Source organism: Corynebacterium mustelae, assembly GCF_001020985.1.
Taxonomy (GTDB): Bacteria; Actinomycetota; Actinomycetes; order Mycobacteriales; family Mycobacteriaceae; genus Corynebacterium; species Corynebacterium mustelae.
This window is the reverse complement of sequence record NZ_CP011542.1, coordinates 2666828-2683890: the sequence shown is the minus strand read 5'-3', so window position 1 is coordinate 2683890 and position 17063 is coordinate 2666828. Positions and strand designations below refer to the sequence as shown.

The following is a 17063-nucleotide window of genomic DNA, read 5'->3' as shown; positions in this document are numbered from 1 at the left end:
TTAAAATCCGTAGTCAACGATAACGCCACCGGTCGGGTTCTCGCTACCTGTCTCTGGTTCTTCGCTGAGCATAATGCGAGTAGTTCCAGGTGCGGCGGGCATCCAAGTGCCGCTGTCGGTCGGGGTGACCATTCCGGCAGACGACACGACTCCCTCTGGATTGGTCGTCCACATCTGGATACCAATCCCGGGAGGTGGGGTGGGGAAACCTGTGACGAAAAGCCCGGCTTGTCCCAATGCTGCTGATGAGTGAATCTCTCCCCGCGCCCCGTAGATGTCGATAACCTGAACCTGTGCATCTTCAGCTGTAGTTATTGATTCAAGCGTTATTGCCTGGGGTTCTTCTGGTTCGGCAAAAACCTCAGCTTCTGTAATTTCAGCAGATTCTGCGGAAGTGTTAGTTGGATCAACCATGGTGATACGTGACATCGCAGATGGCTCTGTCGGAAGCTGAGAACTAAGCTCGGCAGCTGCCTGTTCGTTATTTCGCATCTCATCAAAAATATAAAGACCACTGCTGAGTGCGAGGACGCTACAGGCTGCGGCAACTGCAAACCAAAGATTGGCGCGGTTGGATTTTGTTGTTGGTGCTGACTCGGCCTCGAAAGAAGGTGAGTCGGTTTCTAGTGCTTGCTCGGTTCTGGGCTCTGCGTCTGGGGAGAAGAGTAAGGTATCCACCAAATCATCGAAAACGGGGGTATCACCATTTCGGTGTGGTTCCTGCATATTCTCACCCTTTCTTAATTTGCATACCAGGTAAATATTAGTTGTAGCAGGTTGTGTAAACAATGTTGACGCGATCCCCAAGCGTTACCCCCGGAACGAATAAAAATGATTTCTCCTGATCAATACCTTGGCGGCTGCCTTACCCCGGGACTAACCCCTTGCTCACCGGGGGAGGGTAAACCTGAGAAAAACACTCATGTGTTAATTCAAGACACGGCAAACAGTGGTTTACTGCACAAGCCCACCCCTTTGTGAAACAATGGGATGGTGCGTGCCAAAGAGGAGAAGCATAAGAATATGTTCGCACCACACACAACTTCATAGTCACAAACCATAAAAGAAGCGTTTTGTGAGGCTGACTTTCAGGCGCCCGAAACGTTTGTAAAAACCTATGCCAGGAGAACAAAATGGCTGACATAACTACATTTGACCGCAGTGCGCTCGGTGAAAAAACCCGCGTACATGTCTTAGCAAAGAACCTTGGATTAAGTTCCAAGGAACTCATCACCTCCCTCGCTGAGATCGGATTGAAAAAGGTCGCTCAATCCAATCTGACCCGCGATGAAGCGGAAAAAGTCCTAGACGCGCTAGCCAAAACGACAGCAAATGCCGATGACACGTATACCGAGGAAGAAAAACTACGGTATCGGGTGGAAAAGAACGTTGAAAACGAAATCAACCAGATTGAGCAAAAAGTCGAGCGTGAACTCGCGGAACAAACCGGCGAACCGTTGGAAAAGGCAGAAGACGACGAAAAAATCCGCCACCGAGTAGAGAAAAACGTTGAAAACGAAATCAACCAAATCGAACAAAAAGTTCAACAAGACATTGCCGATCGGTTGGATCGTGGTCTTTTGAGCGAGAGCGAAACTCCCGCAGCCGTGGAGGCGGATTCAGACGCAGCAGACACATCCAAGTCGGCCGCATCTTTAGTTTCGTCGAATCTTCCAGAATTTAGCCTCATAGACGAAGAAGAGGAATTAGAACCGGTAATCACACCTGCGCCGCGCACTGTTGGCTTTAGCATGCCGCTATTCGTCGCACCCACCGTCGACAGCAACGACGACGATGACTACGACATGGAGTATTACGACAGCAGTGATGACGATGACGAAAATAGCAGCGACTCCTCTCCACGCAAACGACGCCGGGGTCGCCGTGGAACCGGACGCGGCGCCGGAAAACCGGAGCTAATCGACGAAGACGATCAACCCATCAGCAAGCCGCTTGCCCTCAAAGGCTCGACGCGATTGGAGGCGCAACGGCGACGTCGGGTGGAAATGCGTGAGGAATCGCGCAAGAAACGCCACATCGTTTCCGAAGCCGAGTTTCTAGCGCGCCGGGAATCAGTTAACCGGGTAATGGTGGTTCGGGAACGCGAACGCACCGACCATCCGGGCATGGTCACGCAGGTGGGCGTGTTGGAAGACGACATGCTTGTTGAGCACTTCGTCACCTCAGACACCCAGTCGTCCATGGTAGGCAACATCTACCTGGGCCGGGTGCAAAACGTCCTAGCATCCATGGAGGCAGCTTTCATCGACATAGGCAAAGGACGCAACGGCGTGCTTTATGCAGGTGAGGTAGATTGGCGTGCCGCTGGCCTAGGTGGACGTAATCGCAAGATAGAGCAGGCACTTAAATCTGGCGATCAAGTATTGGTTCAGGTTGCCAAGGACCCGGTGGGGCAAAAAGGCGCACGGCTGACCACACAGATTTCGCTTGCTGGCCGCTACCTGGTGTACGTACCCGGTGGTAAGTCCGCAGGGATTTCCCGGAAACTCCCGGCCCCGGAACGCAAACGGTTAAAGTCCATCCTGCGTGACGTTGTGCCCAACGACGGGGGAGCAATCATCCGGACTGCTGCGGAAGGAGTTTCGGAAGAGGCTATCGCCGCTGACGTTAACCGCTTGCACAATCTGTGGGAGCAAATCCAAGAGCGCACCGAGAAAGAAAAAGAATCCAAAGGCGCAAAGCCCGTCACCATGTACGAAGAGCCGAACATGTTGGTGAAGGTTATCCGCGATCTGTTTAACGAGGATTTCTCCGCGCTTGTTGTTGACGGTAAGCGGGCATGGAACACCGTTCATGCGTATATCCAATCGGTTGCGCCTGATTTGCTGTCGCGGCTTCAGCGTTTCGATCGCTTAGAACACGACGGACAAGATGCGTTTATGGTGCATCGGGTGGACGAACAATTAAAGAAAGCACTTAGCCGGAAAGTATGGCTGCCATCTGGTGGAACCTTAGTCATTGATCGGACCGAGGCTATGACCGTCATTGATGTCAATACTGGCAAGTTCACCGGTCAGGGCGGAAATCTGGAAGAAACCGTTACGAAAAATAACCTAGAAGCTGCGGAGGAAATTGTTCGCCAAATGCGGCTTCGAGATCTAGGCGGCATGATCGTGGTCGATTTCATCGACATGGTGTTGCCAGAAAACCAAGATCTGGTGCTGCGGAGGCTCACTGAGGCACTAGGCCGAGATCGCACTCGACATCAGATTTCTGAGGTCACGAGCTTAGGCTTGGTTCAAATGACCCGGAAACGATTGGGAACCGGTTTACTTGAGACTTTCGCTACGGAATGTGAGGAATGCGGTGGCCGGGGTGTCCTAATCCATGATGATCCGGTCGAGCAACGAGATTCCACCACGCCACGCGGTAAACACGGTGTTTTGCATCAGGACCCCACCCAGCATCCAGCTGTAGTCGCCATGCAAACTGCGGAAGATAACGAAGCTGCCGGGGTTGATGGCGATGGTGTCGTTGTTAAACAACCGGAACGGGAAGCCGAATCGCCTTCCATCGAAGAGTTGGCAGCTGCGGTCATAGCCTTGCCGGAGGAGTCCGAAGATACTGATGCAGCGGCAGCCAAGTCCGGTTCAATCTCTGCGGATGAAACGTCACAGAGTATCCTTCCAGACACCTATGAGCAGGCAGTGGCGGAGTTTGAACAATCACCGCGCCGTAGACGTAGGACACGCGGAAACTCCGTCTCGGATATCCCGCCGCGTCCTGAGGACTTTGATACGCAGCCGCAAGTGACTGAGGTCGAGGACGACGAAAAAGAAGCAAACATCGCCGCAATTTCGCACCTGGGTGAGGGCGCGCATGGTCGTAAACGGCGGCGGGCAGTCCGAAAGAACGCGCCGGAAACCGTGGCTGTGGAGCGTCGTCAAGCATCTGGCGGGAAACGACGTCGTGTCGTACGCAAATCCACAACCCGCACTTCGGCTGATACCAAGGTTAGCCCTCAAAAACTAGAGTCGGAGTCGCAACCAACCCAGCCGGAGACTGCTTCTCGTGGGCGGCGACGCGCTGTGCGCCGGGGCACACGGAAATGACGCAGTTTGTCTTTTCTATGCATTAAAGGGTAGTCTTTGACAGTCGCTGTTTTAAGCAGGATTCGCCGACCGCAACTGTTTAAAACACAATGAAAGTAAACGTTAGTTCCATCGGGTGGGCTATGAAACTCTCACCTGATCCTGAGAATAGATAAGGGGTAGCCCTCGTATGTACGCGATCGTCAAGACCGGCGGCAAGCAGTACAAGGTTGCCGAAGGTGACCTCGTCAAGGTCGAGAAGATCGAGGGTGAGCCAGGTTCGTCCGTGGCTCTCACCCCGGTTCTTCTCGTCGATGGCGCAAATGTTACTACCAAAGCTGAGGACCTCGCTAAGGTGAAGGTCACTGCCGAGATCGTTGAGGCCGTTAAGGGCCCAAAGATCAAGATTTTAAAGTACAAGAACAAAACCGGTTACAAGAAGCGTCAAGGTCACCGTCAAAAGCTGACCGTGCTTAAGGTAACTGGCATCAAGTAAGGCTCACCGGCCTACCTAAACCCTAAAAAGGAGGGAAACCGAAATGGCACACAAGAAGGGTGCATCTAGCTCCAGCAACGGTCGTGATTCCGAGGCCAAGCGCCTTGGTGTTAAGCGATTCGGTGGCCAGCGGGTCAACGCCGGCGAGATCCTCGTCCGTCAGCGTGGCACCAAGTTCCACCCAGGTGAGAACGTCGGCCGTGGTGGCGACGATACTCTGTTCGCTTTGAAGCCAGGCTCTGTGCAATTTAGCATCAAGCGCAACCGCCGCACTGTGAACATTGTTCCAGTAGAGGCATAAGCCACTTTTTTAAAAAACCGACCCTATTTCTCGGGTCGGTCTTTTATTATGTGTAAGATCCACGTGTTAAATCTCAGGAGAATCACAACATGAAAAAACGTATCGCAACCGCATTATGCACAGCTGTGGCTGTCTCCGCGCCGATCGTGGCTCCAGCTGCTTCTGCTAGCCCTGCGGTCACAGTTCCAGGTGTCGTCGTGGAACAACAGGCAGTTAAAGAATCTGAAACTCCTCAGATTTTCCATACTGAACGTCAGAGTAAAACCCTCCGCACGATTCTGATCGTATTCGGGATCGTCGTTGGTGTCCTGGCCTTCATTTCGGTATTTGCAAGCCGGATTCTAGGATTGTTTGGCATTCGCTTTTAAGTTTTAAGCATCTTTGAATAGCTGCATTACAGCTGCGGTTTTACGCCCACGGTATCGGTTCTACTTTTCTCGATGTCGTGGGTTTTGCTTTTCGACGTTTGGTGGTCGCGGTTAAGCCATCTTTGTGATAAAAATGTGGGATTTCTGGTGTGTTCAATCTCTGTGGAACGATAACCTAATGGTATCGTTGGGGGGTTATATGGGGGTGATGTAGCAACAAATGCACAAAGATTTATCTTAGTTAAAGTATAGGTATCGCTTATTTTTATTTAAGTTCGATTTGGCTGTATCTTTGCTTGAAATCAATGGAAAAACAACTGCTTCACCTGTGTTGGAAACCGTAATTATTCGCCTTTTACTCCGATAATCTAGTGATTTTTTAAGGTTCTTCCTGTAACAGAATGTTAATTTCAACTTATATTATCAATGGAAGAAAATAATAAGGAGGTATTATCGGCGATGTTTGGTATTCGAAACCTCGCAGTAGTCATGGCTTCCGCACTCGGTGCGGCAATCCTCACCACCCCTGTAGCCGTAGCGGAAGAAGCTTCGGAAAAAATATCTATGGATTGCCATATAAAACCCGGATCGAGTGAACGATTCACATCTAACGTTGTGGGTAAATACGACAAGTCTTATGGGCTGAAGTTTAATATGACGGTCGATGCCCCTGCCGAAGCTACATTGGGATCGTCTGTCACCTACAAGGTGAAGGTCGCCGAAGCGGATCTTCGTAACCCCATTTTGCTTGGCTTCTGGGGTTCTACTCCGTTGCAGATTAAGAGTCTCTCCCAAGGGCGAATGACTTTTGATTTACCGGAGAATATCGAAAACCCCAATATCTCCGTTGTGACTCCAGTCGCCAGCGCTGGTGTGCAAATTGATGGTTCGTCCATCGTTGTTAAAGGCGATAAGGATACCGATAACATTCCGGCATCCGAGGCAGCTATCGACATGATCGCTGCATTAGAACCAGGTGGAATGACTGGTGAACCAGGTTCGACAACATTTAAAATGGCTTCACCAAGCTTCGATTTAACCTTTACACCAACCAAGGCGGGGAAATTTAGCCCCTCCATTCGACGTCATTCCGTTCCTGCCGGCGAAAATGGTTTCCCCGCGGAAAATGCGTTTTTCACCGCAATGGCGAATATGACTTACAACAAGACCAACGATTTCAAAGCTCTGATTCGTTGTTCGCCGTCAGCTGAAGTGACCCTGCCAGCAGTACAAGTCGTTTCTGACGTCAATGCCGTGAATTCCGTGACCCTGACTGCGGAGCCAAAAACTGTAGAGAATGGTCAAAAGGTTACCTTCAATGCCACTGCGCTGAACGATCAACAGCAGCCGGTTGCTGGTGCACCTGTAACCATTGAAATTGGTGAAGAAAAATTCTCCGGGGTAACCGGTACCAACGGAATTTTCAGCCACCAGTACCAAACCACCAAGATTGGTTCGTTGACTGCTGTTGCTAAGGTTGGGGACAAAATGTCACAGCCTGTCGAAGTGCAGGTTACAAAGCCGGCACCAGTTGCTGGCGAAATTCGACTCAGTGCAGAGCCAGCCGAAGTTACCAGTGGCAAGGACGTGGTTATAACCGCGCAGCTCATCGACAATGAGGGACAACCATTTGCAGCTGATTCAATTGAAATGCGCTACGATCGCGGCGACCGAGTCACGGTCCAGCACAAACAAGGCGACCCAGTTGGTCAGTTCGTTCATACCTTTACTACAGATCGAGTGGGTGACATCCGTGTCGACGCATACTTCGGTTCCCGCTTGACCAAGCGCATTGATGTCAAAGTTAACCCGAAACCGGCAGACGTCTTGGCGTCGATAAGCGTGGCCCCAGAAACCCAGACTGTAAAGATTGGTACTGAGGCAACGCTGACCGCGACGGTTCTCGCGCAAGACGGCTCTAAGATGACCGGGAAGAACGTTACGTTTGAGGTTGACGGGAAGTCCACACCGGCCCAAGAAGGCCCAGCTGGTAGTTACGTATTCAAATATACAGCCGCGACTCTTGGTGAAAAGACCATCACGGCAAAGGTAGAAGACAAGTCAGCAGAGGCAAAGATCTTGGTCGAAGAAGAAGACTCCAAGATCGTGGAATCAATCACGCTCACGCCGCGCAACGCAACCATCAAATTGGGCGAGACCGCAACCGTCGACGCGACTGTTCTTGCCCGCGACGGCTCCAAGATGGTTGGCCAAGACGTGCAATTTACCTACAACGGCAAGACCGTGCGCGGCACCGAGACTGACGGTGTTTATAGCTTCACGTTCTCACCAACCACACTAGGTGACCACACTGTAACAGCAACGGTTTCGAACAAGACCGCGACTGCCACGGTGGTTGTTGCTGATCAATCGCAAAATGGTGGAAGTGCCGATGGCGAGACCATCTGGAAGATCGTCGCGGGTGTTTTGGGCACAGGTTTCTTCGGCGGCGTAATCTACGCGATCCTGCGCTACTTCAGGTTGGTTCCGTAATCGGTGGCTTGTTAACCGAACACACTTCAACAGATTTTTAAGGAAGACGTATGTCGAAACTCAAGAAATTCATGACGGCGGTTATAGCGCCGGTAGTGGGGGTAACAGCCATCGCGGTTCCGGTGGCTGAAGCCAAAGAAACAACCATTGGTATTCAATTCACCTGTGATATTAAGACCGCCGGTCTCGGCAGCTTCGCGAGTCAAGCCGATGGTCCCCAGAAAAAAGACGGTTTCGTCTTTAACTTCACGGTGGATGCACCTGATGCAGTTCGTCCTGGTCAAGAATTTGATTACACCCTCAAAGGCGGTTTTGTTGGGCTAGGAAATCCGTTCTCGGTAGGGCCAGCAACGGTGAAACTGACCACTGTTGAACAAGCCCGCTTATTGGTCAATCTGCCCGATAATATCGATATTCAGAATATCGAGCAGTCTGGCGGACAAGACGATGTCACTGCGCAGCGATTAGAGGAGACGAATCAGCTGCGGATCGGCGGGGATGCCGATACCGATAACATTGATGCCACTAAACCTGATCAAATTAGGCTCGCCAAGGATGGCGAAAAACGGGGCATGGTGGGCCGAAATCAAGGCGGCAAGATCGGCTTTGATTTGCCAACCATCAAGGTTAAAGCCCGTGCCAAGGAAAAAGGCAAAATTCAACCAACCACACCATTGGTCGCCGACCCCAATAAAGCGGGATACGCAGCAAAGGATTCGTTTGTCACACTGATCGCTGCGGTTGAGGCTACTGCCCCTATCGTTGGAACGCTGAAAGCTCGCGCACTCGTGCGGTGTACCCCTTCTGATTTCAAGGGATTCCCTGCGGTAGCTGTGGAAGACGGCGGTGATCCAGCTTCCGTGAAGAACATTGCTATTTCTGCAAGCCCGCAGACCGGTTTCCAAGAAGAAACTTCGCAGTTTACTTTCAAGGCAACCGACGAGGCTGGCAAGCCAGTACCGCTGATTGATATGGAAACCGTTATCGCAGGTGAACGTCAAGTGCTCACCACCGACCGGGAGGGTACTGTTATTCGTCGGTTTACCCCCGTGCAATCAGGACAAATTGAGGTTTCGGCATCAGTTGGTGATGTGAAATCGGCGCCTTTTAATTACCAAGTCGATGCGCCTTTTGGTGTTGAGACAGCAACTGCGCATACCGCTTTTAGCTGCTATCTGACCGCAGACAAGGAAAGCTCCGCGTTAGGGCGTCATGTTGACGGACTGCACGGAATTGCTGCCGGTGCCAAGACTAACCCCGATTTTAAACTTGCAGTTGAGGCAGAGTACCCCAAGAATGGTCGGGTCGGTGCGCCGCTACGTTACGTGATTCGGAACGTGAACTTCGACTTCAAGTCGGTAAACAACAACACATCTGCTGTTAAGACCACTTATAACGACGTCAGTCGGGCCCGGTTGGCACTGGACTTCCCACAAGGAGTGCAGATCGAAGGTAATGCACTCAACGACACCCGTGTCATTGTGTCTGGTGGATTAGACACCGATTCCATTGATCCGGCAAATCGGGCGCAGATCAAGCTAGAGGCTGATGGTGGTGCCACCGGTACCGTCGTCGGTGATCGAGTGGTTGGTTCTATCGGACGCGGTGTTTTCGTCGTAACGCCAAACGCCGAAGGCGAAATGCGTCCAACGTTTCCTGCAGCAGCCGACATCAACGCTAACCAAGCGGCAGATTCGTTCTTAACCTTTAGCACCCGGATCAATTTCTTCCAGGCAGGTTTATTCTCTAACAGCGATGATGTGCATCAGGTCATGGCTCGGTGCGCCCCGGATGCTGGCGCTGAGCAACTTCCCGCTGTGAACGTTCTTCCTGCGATCGGCAATGTTGCAGTTGAAGGACCGGATACTTTGAAGGTTGGTGACGACACCGGGGAGTACACGGTAACCGTCACCGATAAGAACAATGCCGTTGCTGCAAACGAGGCCGTTGAGGTACGGATCGGAAACGAGATTGTCAAAGGCCGTACTAACGACGAGGGTAAGTACATCTTCAAGTTCCAGCCTAAGGAAGCAGGCCAGGTTGCAATTGTGGCCCAGGCTGGCGGCAAGGAATCCACTCCGAAGTTACTTAAAGTAACCGGTGAGAAGGGCGGTAAGGGCGGCTCGTCCTCATCTTCTTCCTCCGATTTCTCTTTAAAGACTATCTGGCAAGTTCTCTCCGGCATTTTCACCGTGGGTATTCTTGGGATCCTCGGTTGGCTGGGGTTGGTAAACTCCGGCGTATTACCAATTCGCCTGTAGCACGCCACCACTAGGGGTGGGGTTAAGTGTCTGCTAAAATCTAGCTACTTAACCTCACCCCTTTTTCTTTTTGTACTGGAAGGCACCTACTATAATGGCCCGTTTTATCGACCGCGTCGTCTTACATCTAGCGGCAGGTGATGGCGGCAATGGCTGTGCCTCCGTGCACCGGGAAAAATTCAAACCACTTGGTGGCCCCGACGGCGGCAACGGCGGACATGGGGGCGACATCATTTTGGAGGTGTCGCCTCAAGTTCACACCTTGCTAGATTTGCATTACCGCCCGCATATCAAAGCTGGTCGTGGCAAAAATGGCGCCGGTGATCACCGTAATGGTGCCCGTGGCGAGGATATGGTGTTGGAAGTTCCAGCGGGCACCGTTGTGTTGAGTGAGACAGGGGAAACTCTTGCTGATCTCACCACTGTGGGTATGCGGTTTATTGCAGCTGAAGGCGGATACGGTGGCTTGGGTAACGCCGCGTTAGCATCTGCCGCCCGAAAGGCGCCTGGTTTTGCATTAAAGGGGGAGCCAGGCGAAACCCATGATGTGATTTTAGAGCTGAAATCTATGGCCGATGTTGGATTGGTGGGATATCCGTCGGCAGGCAAGTCCTCATTGATTTCGGTGTTATCGGCAGCTAAGCCGAAAATCGGTGACTATCCCTTCACCACGTTGCAACCTAATTTAGGCGTGGTTGAAGTTGGACACGATACCTTTACCATCGCAGATGTTCCAGGCTTGATTCCGGGTGCCTCGGAAGGCAAGGGATTGGGGTTGGATTTCTTGCGTCACATCGAACGAACCGCCGTGTTAGCACATGTAGTAGATACTGCGACATTGGAACCCGGCCGCGATCCTGCTTCAGATATTGAGGCGTTGGAAGCGGAACTCGCAGCGTATCAGTCGGCGCTGGATGAAGACACCGGCCTGGGTGATTTGCGGGATCGGCCTCGTATCATCGTGTTGAATAAGGCGGATATTCCTGAGGCTGAAGAGCTTGCCGAGTTTGTAAAAGCAGATTTGATCGAGCAATTTGGGTGGCCAGTCTTTATCATTTCTGCTGTTGCGCGTAAAGGCTTAGATCCGTTGAAATATAAATTGCTAGAGATCGTGCAGGAGGCGCGAAAAGCTCGCCCGCAACAAAAGGCGGAACCGAAGCTTATTGTTCGTCCGAAGGCTGTTGATGCCAAGGGCAAGGGCCACGATTTTAGTATTGAAGAAGATCCGGAAATCCCCGGTGGTTTCATTATTCTCGGGGAGAAACCCCAGCGGTGGATCATGCAGACCGATTTTGAAAATGATGAAGCTGTTGGGTACCTGGCGGACCGGCTTAACCGCATGGGAGTGGAAGATGCCTTGGCTAAGGCGGGAGCTAAAGCCGGATGTGCCGTGACCATTGGGGAGGTTACTTTCGAGTGGGAACCGATGACGGCCGCTGGCGTGGATCCCACATTGACGGGCAGAGGAACTGATATACGGTTGTCCCGGACGGAGCGGGTTTCGGCTGCGGAACGTAAACGTGCCTCGCAGGTGCGACGTGGCTTGATTGATGAATTTGACTACGGTGACGGCCAGGAAGCAGACCGGGAGCGGTGGCAGGGCTAAGCTTTTCGACGCCTCATCTGCTGCAGTCACAACACTTACAAAGGATGTTTCTTCATGTCTCACGTGCGTGAGCTAATCACCTCGGCTAAGCGAGTCGTGGTTAAGATAGGTTCTTCCTCGTTGACCAACTCTGATCATACGGTTGACCCGTTTCGCATAGACCAGCTGGTCGATGCGATCCAGGCGCGGCTTGCACTCGGGACGGAAATGATTGTGGTTTCTTCCGGCGCAGTGGCCGCTGGGATGGGGCCACTGGGGCTTGCATCGCGGCCAGCTGATCTGGCAACTAAGCAGGCTGTCGCCTCAGTCGGTCAAGTCCACTTGATGCATACTTGGGGTACGAGTTTCTTAAGACATAATCGCACCATCGGTCAAGTGTTGTTAACCGCCTCTGACGCGGGTCGCCGGGATCGGGCACGGAATGCGCAACGAACCGTCGATAAGCTGTTGCGGCTGGGGGTGGTGCCTATCGTTAATGAAAATGATACAGTGGCACACACGGAAATGCGATTTGGTGATAACGACCGTCTAGCTGCCATTGTTGCCCATCTCGCCTGCGCGGATGCTTTAATATTGCTAAGCGACGTCGACGGGTTATACGACAAAAACCCCTTGGAACCAGACGCCCAGTTTATTGCTGAAGTTCGGGACGGCAATGACTTAAAAGGTGTCATTGCTGGTGACGGCGGTGTGGTGGGTACCGGAGGGATGGCATCGAAAGTTTCGGCGGCGCGAATTGCTTCTCGTGGTGGCATTCCCGTGTTGCTCACCAGCGCGGATAACATTGGTGCTGCATTAACCACCGCTAACGTCGGAACGGTTTTCCATCCAAAAGAAAACCGATTATCAGCATGGAAATTCTGGGCGTTATACGCTGCGGATACTGGTGGAACGTTACGTATCGACGCTGGTGCAGTCGTCGCAGTTACCTCTGGCGGTAATTCGCTGCTGGCGGTCGGAATCACTGAGGTTGATGGTGATTTCCACTCCGGTGAAATTGTCGAAATCGTTGGTCCTAATGGTGAGATCATTGGCCGTGGGGAAGTCTCCTACGATTCGGAGACCTTGGTGGGAATGCTTGGAAAACATTCCGATGAACTGCCGCCGGGAATGCAGCGTCCAGTAGTCCATGCCGATTATCTCTCCGATTACGCTTCTCGTGCTTAGCTTAAAACCCCAGGTTTATCCCCTGGGGTTTTGGTTATTTATTGGAATGTCCGAATAACGCATCCTTGGGGCGTTAAGTGACAGATTTCTATCTTAATCCTTTCTTGCAGGTGGAAGGGGGTGAATAAAGGGGGTGTTAAGTATTGTTTGGTAAGCCTTATCGGTTTATTGTGTGTGTTGTCCACATAAATCCCAATCTCTTTTAAGGAGTTTTCTATATGTCGCGTAGGTTTATTGCCGCACTTGGGCTGGCAACCTCTTTGGCGGTGGGCGCTGGTGTCGTTAACCCAATCGCTGCAACTGCACAGAACGCACAGCAGTGCAAGGTGTCCATCGAATCTGGCTCTCTGAATTGGGGTATCAAGCATTCATGGCGTAGCTATGTAAAGGGGCCAATCGCAAAAGGCGATTGGACAATTGAAGGTGCAGTTACCGAAAACGATGCTGCAAAGAAGCGGGCAACTGATTATCAGCTTAAGTTCGCCGTTGATCCAGCTGCTTCCACCATCGAAGTTGGTCCAGACGGTAACGTAACCGCAGCCACCATCAAGACCCAAGCATCGAAGGTTGTATTCAGCGGTCACCACGATGCATTGAGCTCCACCTTCATCTCTCCGTATGTAGAGGTAGCGGGCAATACTGTTAAGACTGGTACCACCTATGAAGGCTACTACGTTGAGGGTAAGGGCATGGCTGAATATACGCCACAGGACCGTACCTCTGATAACTTCCGTACCGGAACGGATACCTTTGCCTCCGGTGATGCTTCCTGGAAGGTTGACGATTCTGCTGCTACGTTGACCGGAACAAACATCAAGTACCAGGCAAAGCCAGGTACCCGGTATGACGAAGACACACACCGGCAGTACATTGAGGGTGTCGACCTAATCTTCATGGGTCAGTACCACGCTGGCAACAAGCCAGAAATGGACGATGTTAATGTTGAGCTGAAGCTCAAGAAGGACTGTGGCGAAGCTCCGAAGCCTACCAAGACTTCCGAGCCGGGTAAGCCTTCGGAGACCACCAAGACTTCTGAGCCGAGTAAGCCAACCAACACCACTAAGCCTTCCGAGCCAAAAGATCCTGGTAAGGACAAGCAAAGCACGATGAACGATAAGCTTAAGAAAGCCATCATCGGTATCGTCAGCGTTCTGGGAATCGGTGGTTTGCTGGCAGGGCTGTTCCAGTGGCTGTCGCGCTCCGGTTTAGTTCCTGGTCTGCCAAAGTTCTAAATCGGCGGTAAAATTCGTTACTGAACCCCCATTAATACCCTGAACCCAAGGGAGCGGCTGGGCATGTGAATCCTCTCATGTGCCCAGCCGCGTTTTGCATGCCAATAAAAGGTACTGATTGGGCGCCCATCTGGAAAGCGGTGACGTATAGCTATGGCGCCAGGTGTTTTCGCTGCATCTGCCACCAACGCCACGGGAATGTGTTCTATCTACTGTTGTGAGTAGATATGCACTGTGGTTTCGGTTTGGCGCTTATTGCGTCCGTTAATAATTTGCTTGCCTTCAAATGAGATTTATGTGGAGAAAAGGATTGGGGTTTTATTACATTTGCAAAGTTGTCTTAATGACTATTTCGGGTTTTTATTTGCCTCTACCTAATTAATTAGATCATCATTGAAGTTACTTTTAAGGATACTGGGGTGTGCGTGCACACTATACAAGCGAAAAATCAAGGTTTCTAAAGGCCATGAAAGAAAATAATGTAACAAGCCCGCTGCTGAAAACCGCAAGCGCGCTATTTTTGGTTAGTGCCCACAAAATCTCTTGGCTGTAAGAACCAAACACCCTACAATGAGCTGGTATGACTGCTGAGCGGGAAGAAGTGTTACAAAAAGCGCGTGTGGCTAAAGAAATCGCGCCGATTATCGCCGGATGTTCTAGCGCGAAGAAGGATGAGGTTCTGCTAGCTGTGGCAGCTGCCTTGGTTGACAATACCTCCGATATTCTTGCCGCGAACGCCACCGATATTGAACGCGGGCGGGCAGCTGGGATGAGTAAGTCGCTCATTGACCGGTTAGCCTTAGACGCCGACCGCATAGCTGGTATGGCGGGCGGTTTGCGGCAGGTTGCTGCGTTGAAAGACCCAGTGGGTGAAGTTATTCGGGGTTCCGTTATGCCTAATGGGGTGCAGATGCGCCAAGTGCGGGTGCCGCTTGGGGTGATGGGCATGGTGTATGAGGCACGCCCTAACGTCACCATTGATGCATTTGGGCTCGCATTGAAGTCCGGGAACGTCGCGTTACTTCGCGGGTCGAAATCTGCGAAAACCTCCAATGAAAAGCTGGTTACTCTTGTTCAAGATGTTTTAGCACGGCATGATCTTCCCCGCGAAGCCGTGCAGCTGCTGCCGTGCGAGTCTCACGACAGTGTGCAGGATCTCATCACAGCGCGTGGTTTGGTTGATGTTGTGATTCCGCGAGGTGGCGCGGGTTTGATTAATGCTGTGGTGACCGGTGCGACGGTACCGACCATCGAAACTGGAACCGGCAACTGTCATCTGTATATCGACCGGGAGGTTGATCTCGAACAGGCGATTGCCTTGCTGATTAACGGTAAGACGCGGCGCACCTCGGTCTGTAACGCCACCGAGACGGTATTGATCGATGCGGGCCTTAGGGACGTCGAAAAGCGGGAAATCATTGACGCACTACACAGCGCAGGAGTGACAGTGCACGGCGACACCGAACCCTGGGAAACGCTCGGGATCGCCGGTGTCGTCGCAGCAGATGAAGACGATTGGGCAAACGAGTACCTTTCGATGGACATAGCAGCGAAGCTTGTCGACGGCTTAGATGCAGCATTGGCACATATTCGTACTTACAGTACTGGGCATACCGAGGCGATTGCCACCACCAACGCCACGACCGCACTGCGGTTTGCCAACGAAGTTGATTCAGCCGCAGTGATGATCAATGCCTCCACCGCTTTTACCGACGGGGAGCAATTCGGGATGGGTGCAGAAATTGGCATTTCTACCCAAAAACTTCACGCGCGCGGACCCATGTCCTTGCCAGAACTAACAAGCACCAAGTGGATTTTGCACGGCACTGGACAGACTCGGCCGTAATGTTTTCGGAGCGCTAGATCTATGACAACCCCACGCACACCTCGCCGCATCGGAATTATGGGCGGTACTTTCGACCCGATCCATCATGGGCACCTAGTAGCAGGTTCCGAAGTGGCGGACTTGTTTAACCTCGACTTGGTAATCTTCGTCCCCACCGGGCAACCGTGGCAGAAAGCTGGACGGGATGTTTCCAAAGCTGAAGACCGATATTTAATGACGGTGATCGCCACCGCTTCGAACCCGAGGTTTAGCGTCAGCCGCATTGATATTGACCGTCCTGGTGCTACCTACACCATTGATACGCTCACCGAACTTAAGCTGGAATACCCTGACGCGGAGCTGTTTTTCATTACCGGCGCGGATGCATTAGAAAAAATATTGACCTGGCGGGATTGGGAGAAAATGTTCCACCTTGCCACCTTTGTGGGAGTTACCCGGCCCGGCTACACGTTGCACGAGGATAACATCCCAGATGAATACAAAGATCGGGTGGAATTGGTGGAAATACCAGCCATGGCGATCTCCTCGACGGGGTGCCGAGAACGAGCCCGCGCCGGGCGGCCAGTCTGGTATTTGGTGCCAGACGGGGTTGTGCAATACATCAATAAACGCGGGCTATATCAAGACGCTCATAACACATAGTGGTAGGTAAAGTGCTGCACATCGTGGAAAACCTGTGCATGCGTATGCGGGGAGTAGTTTCATATGCTGCCAGCATTCATGGGAGACTGTAGAGTGGAAATTTAAACAACATTAGGAACTAGGAATATTTGTGACTGCTTCTTTAGACACAATTGAGATTGCAAAAGTAGCCGCCCGCGCCGCGGATGAGAAACTTGCAACTAACATCGCCGTCATCGACGTATCGAATGTTATGGATGTCGCTGAGGTTTTCGTGTTGGCATGTGCTGACAACGAACGCCAGGTGCGCGCTATCGTCGAGGAAATTGAAGACGAGCTGACCAAACGTGGGCACGAACCCAAGGGGCGCGAAGGTAACCGGGAAAACCGGTGGGTGCTGCTGGATTACGGAATGCTGGTTATCCATGTGCAACGCAATATTGAGCGTGATTTTTATGGTTTGGATCGGCTATACCAAGATTGCCCGTTGATCGATGTTGAAGGCATTGACACGATGGTGCGACCCGACGACTGGGCCAGCGAGGTTGATATTCGCACCGCTGAGTCGTTGGATGATATTCCGCTTGCTGAGCCAGAGCCACAAGAGGAGCTGTAGATCA

Annotated in this window: 13 protein-coding genes; 12 read left to right on the top strand and 1 reads right to left on the bottom strand. The window is 51.9% G+C overall.

Going from position 1 to position 17063, the window contains the following annotated elements; translation table 11 throughout:
* Positions 1-726 carry an anti-sigma factor gene (locus CMUST_RS11910; protein ID WP_047262705.1) on the bottom strand — a complete coding sequence of 242 codons (726 nt, stop codon included), beginning with the start codon at positions 724-726 and terminating at the stop codon, positions 1-3.
* A gap of 407 nt (positions 727-1133) precedes the next feature.
* Between CMUST_RS11910 and CMUST_RS11905 the strand changes: the two genes are divergently transcribed.
* From CMUST_RS11905 to rsfS, 12 genes are all read left to right on the top strand, one after another.
* Positions 1134-4073, top strand: a complete 2940-nt coding sequence (locus tag CMUST_RS11905) for a translation initiation factor IF-2 N-terminal domain-containing protein (protein WP_047262704.1) — start codon at positions 1134-1136, stop codon at positions 4071-4073.
* A gap of 169 nt (positions 4074-4242) precedes the next feature.
* Positions 4243-4548, top strand: coding sequence for a 50S ribosomal protein L21 (gene rplU, locus CMUST_RS11900; RefSeq protein WP_047262703.1), 306 nt, complete (start codon positions 4243-4245; stop codon positions 4546-4548).
* A gap of 43 nt (positions 4549-4591) precedes the next feature.
* On the top strand, positions 4592-4849 hold the full coding sequence (gene rpmA / locus CMUST_RS11895) for a 50S ribosomal protein L27 (protein ID WP_047262702.1): 258 nt from the start codon (positions 4592-4594) through the stop codon (positions 4847-4849).
* A gap of 89 nt (positions 4850-4938) precedes the next feature.
* A complete protein-coding gene (locus CMUST_RS11890; RefSeq protein ID WP_047262701.1) occupies positions 4939-5217 on the top strand; it encodes a hypothetical protein in 279 nt (92 codons plus the stop codon).
* A gap of 459 nt (positions 5218-5676) precedes the next feature.
* A complete protein-coding gene (locus CMUST_RS11885; protein ID WP_047262700.1) occupies positions 5677-7710 on the top strand; it encodes an Ig-like domain-containing protein in 2034 nt (677 codons plus the stop codon).
* A gap of 50 nt (positions 7711-7760) precedes the next feature.
* Positions 7761-9971: an Ig-like domain-containing protein gene (locus tag CMUST_RS11880; protein ID WP_047262699.1), complete on the top strand. Its 2211-nt coding sequence runs from the start codon at positions 7761-7763 to the stop codon at positions 9969-9971.
* 94 nt (positions 9972-10065) lie between these two features.
* A complete protein-coding gene (gene obgE / locus CMUST_RS11875; RefSeq protein ID WP_047262698.1) occupies positions 10066-11577 on the top strand; it encodes a GTPase ObgE in 1512 nt (503 codons plus the stop codon).
* 54 nt (positions 11578-11631) lie between these two features.
* Positions 11632-12744 (top strand): glutamate 5-kinase, encoded by a 1113-nt coding sequence (gene proB / locus CMUST_RS11870; RefSeq protein ID WP_047262697.1) that lies wholly within the window; start codon positions 11632-11634, stop codon positions 12742-12744.
* Positions 12745-12962: 218 nt separating this feature from the next.
* Positions 12963-13976, top strand: a complete 1014-nt coding sequence (locus tag CMUST_RS11865; protein ID WP_052844726.1) for an HtaA domain-containing protein — start codon at positions 12963-12965, stop codon at positions 13974-13976.
* Between the two features lie 580 nt (positions 13977-14556).
* Positions 14557-15822 carry a glutamate-5-semialdehyde dehydrogenase gene (locus CMUST_RS11860; protein WP_047262696.1) on the top strand — a complete coding sequence of 422 codons (1266 nt, stop codon included), beginning with the start codon at positions 14557-14559 and terminating at the stop codon, positions 15820-15822.
* 21 nt (positions 15823-15843) lie between these two features.
* Positions 15844-16464, top strand: coding sequence for a nicotinate-nucleotide adenylyltransferase (nadD, locus tag CMUST_RS11855; RefSeq protein WP_047262695.1), 621 nt, complete (start codon positions 15844-15846; stop codon positions 16462-16464).
* A 130-nt stretch (positions 16465-16594) separates the two neighbouring features.
* On the top strand, positions 16595-17059 hold the full coding sequence (gene rsfS / locus CMUST_RS11850) for a ribosome silencing factor (protein ID WP_047262694.1): 465 nt from the start codon (positions 16595-16597) through the stop codon (positions 17057-17059).
* The last annotated feature ends 4 nt before the right edge of the window (positions 17060-17063 follow it).

Bases quoted from the DNA above. Each gene is read 5' to 3' on its own strand.
- CMUST_RS11905 (WP_047262704.1), top strand. From the start codon at position 1,134: ATGGCTGACATAACTACATTTGACCGCAGTGCGCTCGGTGAAAAAACC.
- CMUST_RS11910 (WP_047262705.1), bottom strand. From the start codon at position 726: ATGCAGGAACCACACCGAAATGGTGATACCCCCGTTTTCGATGATTTG.
- proB (WP_047262697.1), top strand. From the start codon at position 11,632: ATGTCTCACGTGCGTGAGCTAATCACCTCGGCTAAGCGAGTCGTGGTT.
- CMUST_RS11860 (WP_047262696.1), top strand. From the start codon at position 14,557: ATGACTGCTGAGCGGGAAGAAGTGTTACAAAAAGCGCGTGTGGCTAAA.
- CMUST_RS11865 (WP_052844726.1), top strand. From the start codon at position 12,963: ATGTCGCGTAGGTTTATTGCCGCACTTGGGCTGGCAACCTCTTTGGCG.
- obgE (WP_047262698.1), top strand. From the start codon at position 10,066: ATGGCCCGTTTTATCGACCGCGTCGTCTTACATCTAGCGGCAGGTGAT.
- CMUST_RS11890 (WP_047262701.1), top strand. From the start codon at position 4,939: ATGAAAAAACGTATCGCAACCGCATTATGCACAGCTGTGGCTGTCTCC.
- CMUST_RS11880 (WP_047262699.1), top strand. From the start codon at position 7,761: ATGTCGAAACTCAAGAAATTCATGACGGCGGTTATAGCGCCGGTAGTG.
- rpmA (WP_047262702.1), top strand. From the start codon at position 4,592: ATGGCACACAAGAAGGGTGCATCTAGCTCCAGCAACGGTCGTGATTCC.
- rplU (WP_047262703.1), top strand. From the start codon at position 4,243: ATGTACGCGATCGTCAAGACCGGCGGCAAGCAGTACAAGGTTGCCGAA.
- CMUST_RS11885 (WP_047262700.1), top strand. From the start codon at position 5,677: ATGTTTGGTATTCGAAACCTCGCAGTAGTCATGGCTTCCGCACTCGGT.
- nadD (WP_047262695.1), top strand. From the start codon at position 15,844: ATGACAACCCCACGCACACCTCGCCGCATCGGAATTATGGGCGGTACT.